Here is a 14,567-nt window from a genome sequence, read left to right as displayed (position 1 = left end):
CAGGGAGGCGCACCATGGACGTTGCCGCCGCTCCGGAGACCGACGTGGCTCCGGATGAGGTTCCAGCTTCCCGAAGACCATTGGTTTTGGCCGGAGTAATCGGTTTCGTGATCGGCAGCGGAATTCTCGCCGTGCTGTGGGGAGCCTCCGCGGCGAGCGCGGGCGCGGTCGACGACGCCAAGGCCGCCTGCGAAACCCTGGACCGGATGGGCGAACTGCCGGTGACCATCAGCCGTTCGCAGACGGGTTTGCTCGCACCAGGGCTCGTTCACCAGGTCACGGCGGCGCGCGAACTGGCGGCCGCCGCGGCCGAGGCGAACAAGAACTACCAGGAGCTGTCCAACCATGTCGACGCGGTGAGCCGCATGGTGATCAGCCTCCATTTCAACGAGACCGCCGGGCACAGGCATTTGGAGCAGGCCAAGCAGATCTGCGCACGAATTTAGGCCTTGTGCACGGTTTTCACGGTCAGCTGGTTACCGGGGATTTCCTTGCCGGCACAACCGGTTCCCGGCGCCGCGACGAAGTTCGACGCGGTTTCCTGCGGCAGGTAGACGCGCAGTCCCTTGACCTCGGTCGGACGGCAGACCGCAGAGTCGTAGTTGCGCACCTGCACGAACCCGATGTCGGCGGCGGCCGACTGCCCGTTCGCGAGGTTAATGGCCTCGCCCTTGGTGCCGTCGCGGAAGGCGTCCTTGCCGACCTGGTGGCCGTCGGCGCCCGCGACGTAGGAGATGCCGGGGAAGCCCTGGATCGTGCACGGCTTCCCGCTGACGTTCTTGATCAGCAGCGGCCGATACACCGTGCCCGCGGCCCCGTCCCCCGTACCGAGGCTGAGCTGCACGTCTTTGGACTTGCAGAGCCCGTCATCCGGCTTGGGCGCGGCCTGCTGCACGGTCGACGTCGGCTCGGCGGGACTCTGCGGAGTTTCCGACGACGACGAGGAGGGTGGAACCGGATTGGACGACGGCGGCGTGGCCGTGTTGTTGGACGGACTGTTCCCGCATGCGGCGAGCACGGCGGCCATCGCCACCGAACCCGCGATCACCCCGACGCGCGTGACTTGGTTTCGCACCATGGTCTTTCGCCTCCCTGTGCTGGTGAGGAACTACTGGATAGACGTCCAGCCCGTGTCCGGGTTGCACCTGTTCCCTCTACCTGGTGAATTCCCCACCGCAGGAAAAGTAATCGTCCATGCGGATGCGTGCTAGTCGAGCGGGAGACCAGCCCAGCTGTGACAGTGCCAGCCACCGTCGGCGACCGTCTCGAACACGATGATGCCGGTGTTCGGGATGAAGCCCTTGTCGGCGATCTCCGGCCGGACGTTGGCCGCCAGCCATTCGCCGGTCAGCCGCATCGCGGCGCCATGGCTGACCAGCACGATGATGCCTTCGGGGTCGGTCTCCTCGTGCTTCGCGCGCAGGTCGCCGATGGCCGTGAGCATCCGCGACTGGACTTCTTCGCCGCTCTCGCCGCCCGGCATCCGCACGCCGAGGTCGCCCTGGAGCCAGCTGTGCGCGACCTGCAGGTACAGGTGGGTCGACTCGGGGTCGGTCGCGCCTTCGAGCTCACCGGCGGCGACCTCCTTGACGCCGTCGATCACCTGGACCTCGTGGCCGAGCGCGGCGGCCAGCGGCGCGGCGGTCTGCCGCGCGCGGACGGCCTGTGACGCGTAGACCGCGACGATCGGCTCCTCGCGCAGGGTGTCGACCAGCGCGTTGGCCTGCTCCTGACCGAGCTCGGTGAGCGGCGGGCCCGGCAGCTGCGTGTCGAGCGCGCCGCGCACGTTGCCGATGGTCTGCCCGTGCCTGATCAGGAACAGCCTCACGCCAGATCTCCCTTGCGGACGGCCTCGACCCAGTGGGCCGCCTGATTGAAGTCCTCGTTGCCCGCGTCCGGCTGGACAGTGGCCTCGACGCCGTCGGCGCGCGGATGCGAGCCGAGGAAGCGGACGTTGGAGCAGCGGCGGCGCAGCGCCGCCAGTGCGTCCCCGATCCGCGGCTCCGCGATGTGGCCTTCGAAGTCGATGAAAAAGTGGTACTCGCCGAAGTTGTTCCGGGTCGGCCTGGCGTCCAATTTGGTCAGGTTGATACCACGGAAGGCCAGCTCGGTGAGCAGTTCGGCGAGCGTGCCTGTGCGGTTCGGAGTGGACGCGATGATCGACGTCCGGTCGGCGCCGGTCGGCGCCGGGATCTCACCCGGCTGCTTGAACAACAGGAACCTGGTCTGCGCGTCACGCAGGTCGGCGACCCCGGTGGCCAGCACCTCGAGCGGGTAGTGCTCGGCGGCGACCGGCGCGCAGACCGCGGCGTCGACCTCACCCGCGTCCACCGCGACGGCGGCCGCGGCGGTCGACGAGGTCGCGACCTGCCGCGCGTCCGGCAGGTTCTCCTCCAGCCAGAGCCGCACCTGCGACAGCGCGGGCGGGTAGCTGGCGACGGTCTTGACCTCGGTCGTGCCGGGCCGAACCAGGATGCTGAAGTGCACCGGAAGCAGCCACTCGGCCACGGCGACCAGCGGGGAACCTTCGTTGAGCCCGTCGAGCGTCGGCGTGATCGCGCCTTCGACCGAGTTCTCCACCGGCACGCAGGCGCCGTCGGCCGCGCCTTCGCGGACCATCGCGAGCGCGGCGCGGATGGTCACCGCCGGCACGAGTTCGTCGCCTGCCGCGGCGAGTGCGCGCGCGGCCTGCTCGGTGAACGTTCCCTGTGGGCCGAAATAGGCGATCCGTGACACACCGCCAGGCTAGTCACAACCACAGTGGGCACTTTCACTCGGACAGCCGGTAGCCCAAACGGTTACCAGCGGTGGCGTTTTTTGACATGCTGGAGCCGTGACCGCCGAATCGGGCACACACACCGGCCGGGAGCAGCGGCTTTTCTCCCGGACTCCGGAGCTGGTGCTGTGCGCCGTCGATGAACCGTTAGCCCGCGCCTGGGAGTCCGTACTGGACACAGTGGACGGATCTGTCCGGGTACACCGCGGGTCGGTGCTCGACGTCGTCGCACAGGCCGTGGTCAGCCCAGCCAACTCGCTCGGCTGGATGCGCGGCGGCATCGACGCGGTCTACGCGCGTGCCTATCCCGGTGTCGAGCAGAACGTCCGCAGCGCGGTGCTGCATTTTCACGGCGGCGAGCTGCCGGTCGGCGAGGCTGTGGTCGTTCCCACAGGCGAAACGGCGCCTGCGTGGCTCATCAGCGCGCCGACCATGCGCCAGCCGGGAGAGCGGCTGCCGGACGACACCGTGCACCCCTATCTTGCGGCGCGCGCGGTCTTCCTGAAATGGCGAGACGGCCAGCTCGAGCAGGGACTTGAGGTACGCCAGGCCGTCGATACCATCGCGATGCCCGGTTTGGGTACCGGCGTCGGGGGCGTCGCACCCCAGACCTGCGCACGCCAAGTAGCGGCCGCCTGGGAAGAGGTCTTTTCCGCCCGCTGACGCCACCCGTATAAGGGGTGGACTACATCACAGCGCGTTTGCGCGCCGTCTGGCCTACCGTTGGTATGGCGTTACGCAGTTGTACGCAAACGGCAGGAGATGCGCATGCCGCGGGTACGTGAGCTCAGCCCGTACGTGGAGCTTCACCGTGAACAGTGGCGCGAGCTGCGTAGCTCGACCCCGCTACCACTGACAGCCGATGAGCTGCTGCGCCTGCGCGGCCTCGGTGAGCAGGTCGACCTGGCCGAGGTGGCCGAGGTCTACCTCCCCCTTTCCCGGCTGATCAATCTGCAGGTCGCCGCCAGGCAGCGCCTGTACGAGGCGACCACCACGTTCCTCGGCGAAGACAGCAAGGACACCAAGGTCCCGTACGTGATCGGCATCGCCGGAAGCGTCGCGGTCGGCAAGTCGACCACCGCGCGCATCCTGCGCACGCTGCTGGCCCGCTGGCCGGACCATCCCCGCGTCGACCTGGTCACCACCGACGGGTTCCTGTACCCGCGCGCCGAGCTGATGCGGCGCGGGATCATGCACCGCAAGGGTTTCCCGGAGAGCTACGACCGCCGCGCGCTGCTGCGCTTCGTGACCGACGTGAAGTCGGGTGCCGAGCGGGTCAGCGCGCCGGTGTACTCGCACATGGCGTACGACATCCTCCCTGATCAGGAGCAGGTCGTGCAGCGGCCGGACATCCTCATCATCGAGGGCTTGAACGTGCTGCAGCCCGGCCCGCGCCTGACCGTCTCCGACCTGTTCGACTTCTCGATCTATGTCGACGCGAACAGCGCCGACATCGAGCGCTGGTACATCGAGCGGTTCCTCAAGCTGCGGCACACCGCGTTCGCGGACCCGGCCTCGCACTTCCACCACTTCGCGGGCCTGCCGGACGACGAAGCCCGCGCCGAAGCACGGCATCTCTGGCGCACGATCAACGAGCCGAACCTGGTGGACAACATCAAGCCCACCAGGCCGCGCGCGACGCTCGTGCTGCGCAAGGACTGCGACCACTCGATCAACCGGGTCCGCCTGCGCAAGCTCTAGGGCGTCAGCACGATCTTGCCCGTGGTCCGGCCGGTTTCGACCAGCCGGTGCGCCTCGGCGACCTTGTCCAGCGGCAACACCTTCTCGACGTGGACCTTGACCGTGCCCGCGTCGACCAGCTCGGCGATCTTCGCCAGCTCGTCGCCGTTCGCCTCGCAGTACAGCCGGAAGTAGCCGGGCTGCGCCGCGAGCTGGTCGGAGCCGAGCGCGTCGACGAAAACCCCGCCCGGTTTCACCAATTCGAGTGACGGCTGCGCCACGTCGCCGCCGACCAGGTCCAGCACGACGTCCACCGGCTCGATCTTGGTGAAGTCCTCGGTCGTGTAGTCGATCAGCTGGTCGGCACCCAGGTCGCGGAGGAACTCGTGCTTGGCGGCCCGCGCCGTGCCGATGACCGTGGCGCCGCGTTCGCGCGCGAACTGGACGGCCAGGTGGCCGACTCCGCCTGCCGCCGCCTGAATGAGCACGCGATCACCCGATCGCAGCTTCGCGAGGCCCTGCCAAGCCGTCAGCGCGGCGACCGGCAACGCGGCGGCGTGCACGTGATCAAGGCTTTTCGGTTTGCGCGTCAGCGAATCCTGCGCGAGCACCACGTACTCGGCGTAGGCACCGGCGGGCGACAGCAACATCCCGAAGACCTCGTCGCCCGCCTCGAACTTGTCCGCGCCAGGCCCGGTCGCTGCGACGACGCCCGAGACGTCGCAGCCGAGCGTGAACGGCGGCTCCCCGAAGTACCGGATCTGACCGGACCGCAGCCGCCAATCCGCCGGGTTGACCGCGACCGCGTGCACCTTGACCACAACCTCGCCGTCACCCGGCGCCGGACGGTCGACCTCGACCATCTCCAGCACCTCCGGACCACCGAAAACCGACTGACTGACCGCTCGCATCTTCATGAGGTCAATACTCGGTGCGATGGTCACCCTTGTGAAGAAGGCACCTTTTTGATATCCAGGTACCTCATGGATACCGTCCGCCACCTGCAGCCCGACAAGAGCTGGGTGGATTCGTACCTCGACGATTGCCCCGCGCGGACCGTGCTCGACGTACTGGCCAACAAATGGACCCTGCTCGTGGTCTCGGCTCTGCGCCAGCACGGCGGCCCGATGCGGTTCAACGAACTCCGCCGCAGGCTGACCGGGATCACCCAGAAGATGCTCACGCAGACATTGCGCGCGCTCGAGCGCGACGGTCTCGCCGCGCGAAAGGTCTATCCGACCGTCCCGCCGCGGGTCGAATACACGCTCACCGCGCTCGGCATCGACGCCGGAAAACTACTCAACGCGATCGGCGAATGGTCGGAGCACCACGTTCCCGAGATCCTCGACTCGCGGGCCACTTTCGACGCACGGCCGGACCCGTCGTAACGAACGCCCCTGATGGAACGTCAGAACATCCATCAGGGCGTTCGTAACAGCCTTGAAGAGCCGGACTAGGCCGTCCCGGTGAGTGGCATCGGTTCCGACCGGTCTCGGTCGCTGACCGCGACCACTCGGTGCCGGGGGTGTCGGCCGATCGGCCGAGCAACGCTGCGCAGCTGTAACCGCTTGGCCGATACCAGTAGGGGTTGACGGGAGCCACGCTTAAGTCAGTTCACACCACTCCTGACCTGCGGGGAGGCCAGAAATGTTTTCACTCATCATGACTTGGATCGGTGCGCTGCTCGGCATGGCGTTGTTGGTCGCCATGGCGCTGGGCACCTTCGTCGTCGACCTCGACGATGCGTTCGGTGACCGACGGCGGAAGGCCGCCGATGTCAGGGAGGCCAGTCCGCCGGTCGGTTAGCCGTCACATCTGGGTGAGTGCCTTGCGGTACTCGTCGAGGTCGAAGGCCAGCTCGTCGGTCCCAGCGGGCTGAAGCTGCTTCGCCAGCACCTCGATCAGCCGCTCGAGCACGTCGTCGCGCTCCGCCCCGCTTTCGGAGAGCCTCGACGCCGCCGCCCAGACCTCGGCAGGCTCGTTGTCCCAGAGCTGATCCACCACGGCCGTCTTCAGCGCGAGCTGCATCCGCGGCTCGCCGTCGAACTCCTCGGCCGCCAATGCCTCGTGGTACTCGGGGTGCTCGCCGATCACCAGCAGCCTGCGCTGCTCGGGGTCGGTGGGCTCCAGCTCGAGTTCCTCGTCGCCGATCTCGGCGTACACCGACGGGATGGCGAACATGCGGCGCTCGATGGTCGCGGCCAGCTCCTCGGCGCTGTCGAACTCCTCGGTGCCGTCGAGGTAGACGTCGGCGGCCGAGTCGTCGTCCTGCCCGAACTCCTCCAGGTAGTCCGCGACCGCGCTGAGCAGCGCCAGCTTGGCGGCGTCCGGCACACCGGCGCGGTCGGCGCCCCAGCCCGCCCAGGCGAGCAGCACGTCGCCGAGCACCGGCTCGTGCTCTTCGTCGAGCTCGAACTCGCCGTCCAGCAGCGTCTCGAGGAACCGCGCGAGCTTCTCCGGCCCGACCCGCAGCGGGTTGACGGGCTCGTACTCGCAGCCGTAGTCGACGAGCAGCCGCGCCACCGCGCGAGTCGCCTCGTTGTCCTCGACCTCGTGCTCCGCCGCGAGGAACCCGGCGACGACCTCGTCGCGCGCCTCGTCGGTCAGTTCCTGCAGATCGGGCGACTCGGCGGGCTCGGGGAAGGCACGCAGCCGTGCCAGCGCGAGCGTGCGGAACCGGGCGAAGTCCTCGCTGACGTCGGGCTCTTCGATCGCGTCCGTGGTCGCGAAACCGTCGGCGAGCAGCTGATGCGCCCGCGCAGGCTCGATGTCGACGATCGAAACCAGGTCGCTGTCCTCGGCCGCCTGCTTGCGCATGTCGGCGAGCACCTCGTCGGGCGAGTCGACCACGACGACGTCGCGCACCCGGCCGCCGTCGGTGAAGTCCAGCAGCGCGAGCAGGCCGTGCTTGGCCTCGCCGTAGCTGAAGGTGCACAGCAGCGAGGTCTCGTCGCCGTAGACGTCACGGCTCGCGACGCACTCGCCGAGCGTGACCTCGCCGAGCGTGTCCGCCCAGTCGGGGGCCGGGATACCGCGGCCCAGCACGGTTTCCAGTGCGGACGCGGCCTCCTCGCGCTCTTCCTCGGTCTCGCCGAGCACCTTGAGCGCGGCCAGCAGCGCGGCGGCGCCGGGGGTGATCTTGCGGCTCGCGAAGCCGATCAGCTCCAGGCCGAGCGGCGACTCGTCCTCCTCGAGCGGGAAGTCCCACCACTGCCCGGTCACCTCGGAGGTCAGCAGCTCGACTTCCAGCGGGTCCGGCTCGGTGCCGACGGACGCGAAGTCCTTGAGGATGTCCTTGAAAAGACCGTTCACACTCTGCGGCTCGGGCTCGGAAACCCTCTTGCGCACACGACTCACCGGGCTCATGCCGCACATGCTTCCATCGCGGATTCCGGCACCGTCAAAGACCCCGATCGAGCATGCCGGCGAACGCGTCCTCGGTGATCACCGGAATGCCGTAGTCCCTGGCCTTCCTGCCCTTGCCGGACAGCGTGTCGGGATCGGCCGCGACCAGGAGTTTCACCTTCTTCGTGACAGCGGGGTGGACGTTGAGGCCGGCGTCGAGCGCGCGCTGCTCCCAGTCGGGACGCGGCTGGCTCATCTCGCCGGTGAACACGACCCGGTCCCCGCGTTCGAGCACGAACCGGTCGACCACCGGCGGACGGCCGCGCGGGGCGTCACGCAGTGCCTGGTCGACGTCGTAGACGGTGAGTCCGAGCAGGTCACCGACCTGGCGGAGATCGGCCAGCTCGGCGTCGGTGACGCGGCCGTCGACGAGCGCGGCGGTCGCCAGCTGGCCGAGATAGGCGCGGTGCAGACCGGTCGCGGAGATCCGGTCGATGCCGAGTTCGGCGGCGATGGTGACCAGCGCGTCGGCCTCGGCGACGGAGATGTGCCGGTCCAAGAGTGCCTGATCGAGTGAAGCGAGGTAGGCCGTCTGCTCGCCGTCGGTGTGCGTGGTCGGCAGGTTCTCCACCAGCCTGGCGAGGAAGTGCTCGTCACGGGCTTCGGCGTGTTCCCTGGCCATCCACGGCGCCTCGTCCCCGAAGAACGCGGGCCACGGATGCTCACCGGCGAGTTCGAGTTCCTGCCGCCAGCGCGGTCCTTCGGGATCCATGCGCAGGTAGCCGCCGAGCAGCCGCGCGGTGGCGAACGCGTCGGCGCTGGCACGGTGCGCGTCCTCGATGGTGATGCCGAAGGCGGCACAGCAGTCGGCCAGGCTGCGTCCCGCGCCGGGCAGATAGCGCTGGCCAAGCTGCATCGTGCACATGCCGACATGTGGCCCGAGCGGGACGCGGTAGCCGTGACGCGCGTACTCGGAAGCGAGGAAGCCGCCGTCGAAGCGGAGGTTGTGCGCGACCACGACCCGGCCGGCCAGCAGCCGGGCAAGCTCGCCCGCGACCAGGTCGAACGTCGGCGCGCGCAGGATCTGTGCCGCCGTCACGCGGTGGATGCGCTGCGGCCCGAGGTCACGGCGCGGGTTGACCAGCGTTTCCCACTGGCCGGTGATCTCCCCGGTCGGCGAAACGTGCACCACGGACAATTCGACAATGCGATCCCGGCGGGTGGAATCAAGCCCGGTCGTTTCGAGGTCGACGACGGCGTATCCCGCCATGCTGAGTCCTCCACACGTTGTCACGTAACGAAAGCACGTGACAGCTTGCCGTATCCGATCGGCATTTTTCGGGAGGACTCGCCGGACAACGCAAATGCCGGGGCGACGGTTTTCAGGCGGGCGCGGTCGCCTGGATTCGAGCAGGGATCCCGAATCGGCCGTCGCCCCGGCTTAATCGCGGGACGAGCTCGATGGGGATAACGACGGGACCCTGCTGGAAGTTACGCCCGAACCACCTTGGGCAGCGCGATTCTCGCGTTGCGGACCTCGGCGATCAAACGGGTCTTACGTTTGTGAGTTTCCACCAGATCGGCCAGGTACGAGCTGAATTCCTCAGCACTGTCCGCCCGTTTGTGCAAAGTCCGGAGTTTCCGCAGCTGCTTGGCCGCTTCCCGGTAGTAAAAAGGATCTTTGTGCGCGATCAATTCGTCGACATGAATCTTGTAAACCGGGATCACTTCGACCGGATGATCTTGTTCGCGCAGTTCGGCGAGTTCCAGCCGCAGTTCGAGCGACCCGCCGTACCGGGTCGACACCCGCCAGGCCTCATCCGGCCGTTCCTCGGTCAGCAGCACGCGGACCAGCTCGTCGGCGATGGCCGCGTCCTCGTCGGCCCGCTCCCGCAGCAACGACAGCGCGGCCCGCTTCTGCGACGGCCACTGTCCACGCTCGATCGCCGCCTCGCGTAGGGCCAGGTAGGCGGCGTGCGACGGTTTGCGGTCGAACTCGGTGCGACGCAAGGTGAGCGCCTCGTCGACCTGCCCTGCTTCCTGGTACGCGCCGGCCAGCTCGTCGACCACCGGAGCCCGCGCGGGTCCCTTGTCGTGGGCGAGCGCCTTGGCCGCGTGCGCGATGGCCTCGGCGTGCCGCCCGGCGCCGCGCAGCACCCTGACGATCTTGAGGCTGATGTCCAGCCTCGGCGGTTTCGCCGAGAGGATGGCGACGAGCGCGTCGACATCGCCCGAGATCTCGGCGATGTCCTCCCTGAGCCGCTCGGCCGTCGCCAGCCGATGATCGTCGACACCGTCGGCGATCATCTTGTCCACAGTGGACTTGATACGGGCGATGCCCTTGTCGCCCAACGCCTGCGCGAAGTCGGCGAGCTCGATCTCCGGCCAGTCGCGGTCACCGAACTCGATACGCAAGATCCAGTCAGCGAGCCCGTTCACGTCCGGCGGATGCGCCACGCACGCACGCGCGTAGAGATCGACGGCCCGTTCGAGCTCGTCATAGACCACACCCGAGTAGTCGTCGATCTGCTCCAGCACCCGGCTGATGTCGTCGACCGTGCGCCTGGCGAGCGGCGCCAGGTCGGCGCGGCTGCCCGCGTCGAGCAGGCGCTGCAAAGTGTCCAATACGGACCCGACCTTGGTCGCGTACTCGAAACTGCCGCCGACGGCCGCGGTGTCGAGCAGCCGATGCGCCTCGGCGACATCGCCACCCTGCGTGCCCGCCTTCAGCTCGAGCGCACGCCGCAGCTCGGGATCCCGGCCGGCTTGGGCATGGAGGAGCTCGATCAGCGTTTCCGCGTCCAAGGTGCGCAAATACCCGCGCAGATCCGTCGTCGAACTCATCTCGGCCATTTTGCCGCACCGCCGCAACCGAGCGTGTGGGCCAACCGCGTAGTCTTTTCGGCCTAATATGCTACGGAAAGTCACCGCTGACGAAGCCCCTCCAGCACGGCTTGCATGGTGCGATTGTCTGGCGGAGCCACCGTCGACGATCGCACGGTCCGTAACGAAAGCGGCGCCGCGGGCGCCCGCAACACCGGCCCCCGCATCCGCCCGGTCAGCTGTGTCGCCAGGCAGAACACCAGTCCAGCCAAGATCAAAATCGCCGCCCCCGCGGCGAGCGCCCCGGTCAGCGTGCGCCGTCCACTGTCGACGGCAAGCTGAGTCGCATACGTACTTTGCTGCACATACAAGGCGGAAAGCCGATCACCGACATCCCGCGCCGCCGCCCGCCAGTCGGCATCGGCGATCGGCGGCGAGCCCCCGGTGACCAGCGCGTACTCGACGGCGGTCACCCGGCTCCAGCTCTCACTGCCGATCAGATCGGTATAGAGCTCGGTTCCATGCGCGCTGAGCTTCCCGCCTGCCGCTTCGAGATTCGCATGGTAGGTACCGATTTGCGAGGCATATTCCCGGTTTCCCCGCACGGACACCGACCCGGCCGCCGCCAGCAGATCGGTACGGAACATCCCCTCGGTGGCCCGCAGCAACTGCACGGCCGTCTCCTGTTCAACGGCCAGCCGCGCGTCCGGCGCATCCCGCGCGAACCCTTCGAGCTTGGTGATCGCCCCATCGATGGCCTGGTTGAACTCGGCGGCCGACCGTCCGGCCCTGACCGCCACAGACCGCGACTCCTGTTGCGCCGTAATGAATCGCGACGCCTCACTCGCCGCACGCACACCCTGCTCGGCGAAGTTCCGCACCAGCGCGGCCTGCCGGATGAGCAATCCCGCGACCACAATGGCGACGAACACCAAGGCAACGGTAGGCACCAGCACCGTCACCCGGCTACGCAGCGTCTCGGCATACCTCAAGTCGGCCCAGCTCCTTCCATGAGCGGCCCCGACCGGTACTCACGCTATGCAATCTGCAATTTGCACGTCAACGGGTGTCCGCCATACGGCCGTTTGCTCTGGGTGACCGTCACCGTCCGAGTTCGCCATACTGGCCGGGTGACCCTCGAAGACCTCATCCAGCGCCTGCGCGACTTCGCCGCCGCCCGCGACTGGGAGCCGTACCACACGCCAAAGAACCTGGTCATGGCCTTGTCCGGCGAGGTGGGCGAACTGACGTCGCTGTTCCAATGGCTCACCCCGGACGAAGCCAAGGCCTGGCGCAACGACCCCGCGCTGGAAGCCAACGTCCTCGACGAGATCGCCGACGTGACCTTGTATCTGGTGCGCCTGGCCGATGTACTCGGCCTCGACCTCTTCGCCGCCGCCAACGCCAAGATCGACCGCAACGAACTGCGTTTCCCAGCCCTGGAGCGCTAAACGACGGTCAGCCGCGGCCGCCCCGGCGGTGAAGGCTGCGGCCGATGCCGCGTCGAGACGGCGGTGACGACAAGCCCGAACATCATCCCGGAAAGGTCATGCGACCCGAGCCGCAGTTCGGCGGCGACGTCACGCACGCTCTTGCCGTTTTCCCTGAGCGCGGCGAAGACCTTGGTCAGCAGTTGCGAGGTCTCGCCGGGAATCCCGTCCGGCTCGCCCTTGCGGTAACCGAGCCTGCTCAGCTCAACGCACGCCGATCGGTATTGCCAGTCGCTGAGCATGTCGAGCTCGTGCAGCCGGTAGGTGAGCGCGAGCGCGGAAACCCGCCAGATCTGTTTGCCCTCAAGGATCTGGTCGATCAACGGCGCCTGCGGCATCCGCGCGCGCACGCTCGACTCCGGCATCAAGAAGGCGCCGGCGAACGCGTTGGCCTGCTGTTCCGCCTCGGGTCCGCGCGACTCCCGTGCCCCGGCATGCATGACAAGGTGCCCGAGTTCGTGCGCGGCGTCGAACCGGCTGCGTTCCGGCGTCTTGCCTGTGTTCAGGAAGACGAAGGGCGTACTCGCCTGCCAGAAGGAGAAGGCGTCGACCTCCGAATGCTCGGTCGCCAGCGAGAACACCCGCACGCCATGGGCTTCGAGCAGGTGAATGACATTCGGGATCGGCTCGTTCCCGAGTCCCCACCTCGCACGCGTCATCTCCGCGGCGGTCTCGGGATCCGGGTGGTCGAGGGTGGGCAGATCCGGTTCAGGCAACCGGAAAGTCTCCTCGAGCCAGGTGTTGAACTCGACCGCCAGCACCCCGGCACTCACCGCCGACGCCCGCTTCCCCAAGCTCAGCTTGCTCCGCGCCCGGAAGGCAACGGCCGCCTCAGGCACCTCTTCGCCGGGAGGCGCCACGAAGAAGGCCTCGGGAAAGCCAAGCACCAAGGCCAGTCGGCGCAGCGTCCCGCTACTGGGTTGCTGCCTGCCACGCTCGTAGTTGGTCACGCTCTGCGCGCTGACGTCCAGCCGCCGCGCCAACTCGGCAACGGTGAGGCTGCGCCGCTTACGGGCCAGCGTGATCCGCTCGGGGGTAACCATGATCCCGCCATTGTTGTTCGCCTGCTCCGCCGCCGCGCGTCGGGGTCAGCGCATCTCAACGGTGACGAGCGATCCTTCCCTGACCGGGGAATCCACCCGCACCACCGGCTTGAATCCGATCGGCGCCAGGCACAACCGCTTCGCCCACGAGGTGATCTTCTGCCCCTGGCTCGTCGGCGCCGGCTGCGACACCTCGATGTGCACCCGCCGCTCCCCGCTCTTGTCCTCTTCGTACCGCGTGACGACGAACCAGGTCTTGGCGACCTCCGCCTTGTCGAGCCCGAGGTATTCGTCGATACCCGGAATCGCCATACCGACGAGGTCGTTGTGCGCGGTCAGGTTCGCGTTGACCGCCCCGATCTCGTGGTAGCTCTCCAGCCTGCCGTCCGGATTGCCGGTGTGCTCGTTGCCCTGCATGACCCCGACGTAGATGTCCCCATCCGGGCTCACCATGAACGGGGCGTTGGCCCGGTTCTCCGGCGTCCACCCCTTGCGGTGATAAAGCCGGCGCAGCTCGCGCACCCTGGCCATCCAGTCGCGCAGTCCGTCCGCGGTGCTCGGATCGAACTCGGTGACCAGCCCGCGTTCCTCGACGCCCTTGCGGACGGCGACGTAGAGGTCTTCCCGCCGAAGCCCGAGCCTCGCCAACCCGGCATCGACCACGGGAATCCCGTGATAGGCGTCAGAAACGAAGTCGGGCAGCAGCTCGCCAGGCAACGCGGACATCGGCTTCCCCCTCCACAACGGTTATGACAACCCTACCGCGAATGCGGTGCCGATCTCATAAGTCAGACATCGGCGTGTCGCCCCCGCCCAAGGTGGGACACGGGTGCCCGAGCGGTCGGCTCGCGAGCCCTGAGCGTCGGGACCGTCCCTGGCCGGACGGGATGCGTGCACAGCCGGACGACGCGCGTTCATGGATGGACGACGCGTGCGGGGTCGGTGGCCGGCGTGTCGCGCGGAAGCGGCGAACAGGTGTGCGGGACGGGCAGGTTCGCGTGCCCGGGGAGCAAGTTCGCGTGCACGGGAGGCAGGTTGGCGTGCGCGGGGAGCAAGTTCGCGCGCGCGGTGAGTGAGTTGATCTTCGGGTGGTGGCTTGCTCGCTGTGTACGCGTGTCCGCGTTCCCTGCACGCGTGTCCGCGGGCTGGGTACGCGTGTCCGCGGTTCCCGCACCGGCTTCCGGCCGGGCTCCGGCTGGCCAGCCCGGCCCGGCAAGCCGGGGGTGGGGTGGGCTGGTTTTGGGGTATGAAAAAGGCCCGAGGTTCGGGAGAACATTGCTGTTCTCGACCGAGACCTCGGGCCTCTTCCAACGTAAGTTCGGCGGCGTCCTACTCTCCCACAACCCTTCGGTTGCAGTACCATCGGCGCTACCAGGCTTAGCTTCCGGGTTCGGAATGGGACCGGGCGTT

16 protein-coding genes and 1 rRNA gene are annotated in these 14,567 nt (G+C 67.9%); 6 read left to right on the top strand and 11 right to left on the bottom strand.

Translation table 11 applies throughout. From position 1 onward, the window contains the following. Positions 1-14 precede the first annotated feature (14 nt). The gene (locus tag ACFV15_RS39380) at positions 15-446 is read left to right on the top strand and encodes a hypothetical protein (RefSeq protein WP_378357393.1); all 432 of its coding nucleotides are present in this window, start codon (positions 15-17) and stop codon (positions 444-446) included. On the opposite strand, the gene ACFV15_RS39375 is transcribed toward ACFV15_RS39380, so the two are convergent. From ACFV15_RS39375 to pheA, 3 genes are all read right to left on the bottom strand, one after another. Beyond that, a complete protein-coding gene (locus tag ACFV15_RS39375; RefSeq protein ID WP_378357391.1) occupies positions 443-1,078 on the bottom strand; it encodes a DUF4232 domain-containing protein in 636 nt (211 codons plus the stop codon). The two genes, ACFV15_RS39380 and ACFV15_RS39375, sit on opposite strands and share 4 nt — an antisense overlap. A 129-nt stretch (positions 1,079-1,207) precedes the next feature. Further along, positions 1,208-1,828: a histidine phosphatase family protein gene (locus ACFV15_RS39370; RefSeq protein ID WP_378357389.1), complete on the bottom strand. Its 621-nt coding sequence runs from the start codon at positions 1,826-1,828 to the stop codon at positions 1,208-1,210. Next, complete coding sequence (gene pheA / locus ACFV15_RS39365; RefSeq protein ID WP_378357388.1) at positions 1,825-2,736, bottom strand: prephenate dehydratase; 912 nt, start codon at positions 2,734-2,736, stop codon at positions 1,825-1,827. Before pheA ends, ACFV15_RS39370 begins: the two co-directional genes overlap by 4 nt. A gap of 97 nt (positions 2,737-2,833) precedes the next feature. On the opposite strand from pheA, the gene ACFV15_RS39360 reads away from it, so the two are divergent. Both ACFV15_RS39360 and coaA read left to right on the top strand, forming a co-directional pair. Next, positions 2,834-3,439 (top strand): macro domain-containing protein, encoded by a 606-nt coding sequence (locus tag ACFV15_RS39360; protein ID WP_378357386.1) that lies wholly within the window; start codon positions 2,834-2,836, stop codon positions 3,437-3,439. A 105-nt stretch (positions 3,440-3,544) separates the two neighbouring features. After that, complete coding sequence (gene coaA / locus ACFV15_RS39355) at positions 3,545-4,477, top strand: type I pantothenate kinase (RefSeq protein ID WP_378357385.1); 933 nt, start codon at positions 3,545-3,547, stop codon at positions 4,475-4,477. On the opposite strand, the gene ACFV15_RS39350 is transcribed toward coaA, so the two are convergent. After that, a complete protein-coding gene (locus tag ACFV15_RS39350; RefSeq protein WP_378357383.1) occupies positions 4,474-5,373 on the bottom strand; it encodes an NADP-dependent oxidoreductase in 900 nt (299 codons plus the stop codon). The genes coaA and ACFV15_RS39350 overlap by 4 nt on opposite strands. Before the next feature lie 66 nt (positions 5,374-5,439). Here ACFV15_RS39350 and ACFV15_RS39345 point away from each other — a divergent pair, with 66 nt between their 5' ends. Then, a complete protein-coding gene (locus ACFV15_RS39345; protein WP_378357381.1) occupies positions 5,440-5,844 on the top strand; it encodes a winged helix-turn-helix transcriptional regulator in 405 nt (134 codons plus the stop codon). A gap of 274 nt (positions 5,845-6,118) precedes the next feature. Then, complete coding sequence (locus ACFV15_RS39340; protein ID WP_378357416.1) at positions 6,119-6,262, top strand: hypothetical protein; 144 nt, start codon at positions 6,119-6,121, stop codon at positions 6,260-6,262. A gap of 3 nt (positions 6,263-6,265) precedes the next feature. On the opposite strand, the gene ACFV15_RS39335 is transcribed toward ACFV15_RS39340, so the two are convergent. The 4 genes from ACFV15_RS39335 to ACFV15_RS39320 form a co-directional block, all read right to left on the bottom strand. Next, complete coding sequence (locus tag ACFV15_RS39335) at positions 6,266-7,822, bottom strand: hypothetical protein (RefSeq protein ID WP_378357380.1); 1,557 nt, start codon at positions 7,820-7,822, stop codon at positions 6,266-6,268. Positions 7,823-7,856: 34 nt separating this feature from the next. After that, positions 7,857-9,071 (bottom strand): exonuclease domain-containing protein, encoded by a 1,215-nt coding sequence (locus ACFV15_RS39330; protein WP_378357378.1) that lies wholly within the window; start codon positions 9,069-9,071, stop codon positions 7,857-7,859. Between the two features lie 221 nt (positions 9,072-9,292). After that, positions 9,293-10,645, bottom strand: a complete 1,353-nt coding sequence (locus ACFV15_RS39325) for a DUF6880 family protein (RefSeq protein WP_378357377.1) — start codon at positions 10,643-10,645, stop codon at positions 9,293-9,295. 80 nt (positions 10,646-10,725) lie between these two features. Then, complete coding sequence (locus ACFV15_RS39320) at positions 10,726-11,616, bottom strand: nitrate- and nitrite sensing domain-containing protein (RefSeq protein WP_378357375.1); 891 nt, start codon at positions 11,614-11,616, stop codon at positions 10,726-10,728. A 138-nt stretch (positions 11,617-11,754) separates the two neighbouring features. Here ACFV15_RS39320 and ACFV15_RS39315 point away from each other — a divergent pair, with 138 nt between their 5' ends. Then, positions 11,755-12,075, top strand: coding sequence for a nucleotide pyrophosphohydrolase (locus ACFV15_RS39315; protein WP_378357373.1), 321 nt, complete (start codon positions 11,755-11,757; stop codon positions 12,073-12,075). On the opposite strand, the gene ACFV15_RS39310 is transcribed toward ACFV15_RS39315, so the two are convergent. The 3 genes from ACFV15_RS39310 to rrf form a co-directional block, all read right to left on the bottom strand. After that, positions 12,072-13,157, bottom strand: a complete 1,086-nt coding sequence (locus tag ACFV15_RS39310) for a helix-turn-helix domain-containing protein (RefSeq protein ID WP_378357371.1) — start codon at positions 13,155-13,157, stop codon at positions 12,072-12,074. The two genes, ACFV15_RS39315 and ACFV15_RS39310, sit on opposite strands and share 4 nt — an antisense overlap. A 45-nt stretch (positions 13,158-13,202) precedes the next feature. Further along, on the bottom strand, positions 13,203-13,883 hold the full coding sequence (locus ACFV15_RS39305) for a hypothetical protein (protein ID WP_378357369.1): 681 nt from the start codon (positions 13,881-13,883) through the stop codon (positions 13,203-13,205). A gap of 590 nt (positions 13,884-14,473) precedes the next feature. Then, positions 14,474-14,567, bottom strand: a 5S ribosomal RNA gene (gene rrf, locus ACFV15_RS39300); the annotation flags it as partial.

This window comes from Amycolatopsis sp. NPDC059657 (genome assembly GCF_042734395.1).
GTDB lineage: Bacteria > Actinomycetota > Actinomycetes > Mycobacteriales > Pseudonocardiaceae > Amycolatopsis.
Note: the sequence above shows the minus strand (reverse complement) of the source record. Positions and strands in the feature narration are given on the sequence as shown.

Bases quoted from the DNA above. Each gene is read 5' to 3' on its own strand.
- coaA (WP_378357385.1), top strand. From the start codon at position 3,545: ATGCCGCGGGTACGTGAGCTCAGCCCGTACGTGGAGCTTCACCGTGAA.
- ACFV15_RS39325 (WP_378357377.1), bottom strand. From the start codon at position 10,645: ATGAGTTCGACGACGGATCTGCGCGGGTATTTGCGCACCTTGGACGCG.
- ACFV15_RS39305 (WP_378357369.1), bottom strand. From the start codon at position 13,883: ATGTCCGCGTTGCCTGGCGAGCTGCTGCCCGACTTCGTTTCTGACGCC.
- ACFV15_RS39310 (WP_378357371.1), bottom strand. From the start codon at position 13,157: ATGGTTACCCCCGAGCGGATCACGCTGGCCCGTAAGCGGCGCAGCCTC.
- ACFV15_RS39330 (WP_378357378.1), bottom strand. From the start codon at position 9,071: ATGGCGGGATACGCCGTCGTCGACCTCGAAACGACCGGGCTTGATTCC.
- ACFV15_RS39350 (WP_378357383.1), bottom strand. From the start codon at position 5,373: ATGAAGATGCGAGCGGTCAGTCAGTCGGTTTTCGGTGGTCCGGAGGTG.
- ACFV15_RS39335 (WP_378357380.1), bottom strand. From the start codon at position 7,822: ATGAGCCCGGTGAGTCGTGTGCGCAAGAGGGTTTCCGAGCCCGAGCCG.
- ACFV15_RS39340 (WP_378357416.1), top strand. From the start codon at position 6,119: ATGACTTGGATCGGTGCGCTGCTCGGCATGGCGTTGTTGGTCGCCATG.
- ACFV15_RS39345 (WP_378357381.1), top strand. From the start codon at position 5,440: ATGGATACCGTCCGCCACCTGCAGCCCGACAAGAGCTGGGTGGATTCG.
- ACFV15_RS39380 (WP_378357393.1), top strand. From the start codon at position 15: ATGGACGTTGCCGCCGCTCCGGAGACCGACGTGGCTCCGGATGAGGTT.
- ACFV15_RS39375 (WP_378357391.1), bottom strand. From the start codon at position 1,078: ATGGTGCGAAACCAAGTCACGCGCGTCGGGGTGATCGCGGGTTCGGTG.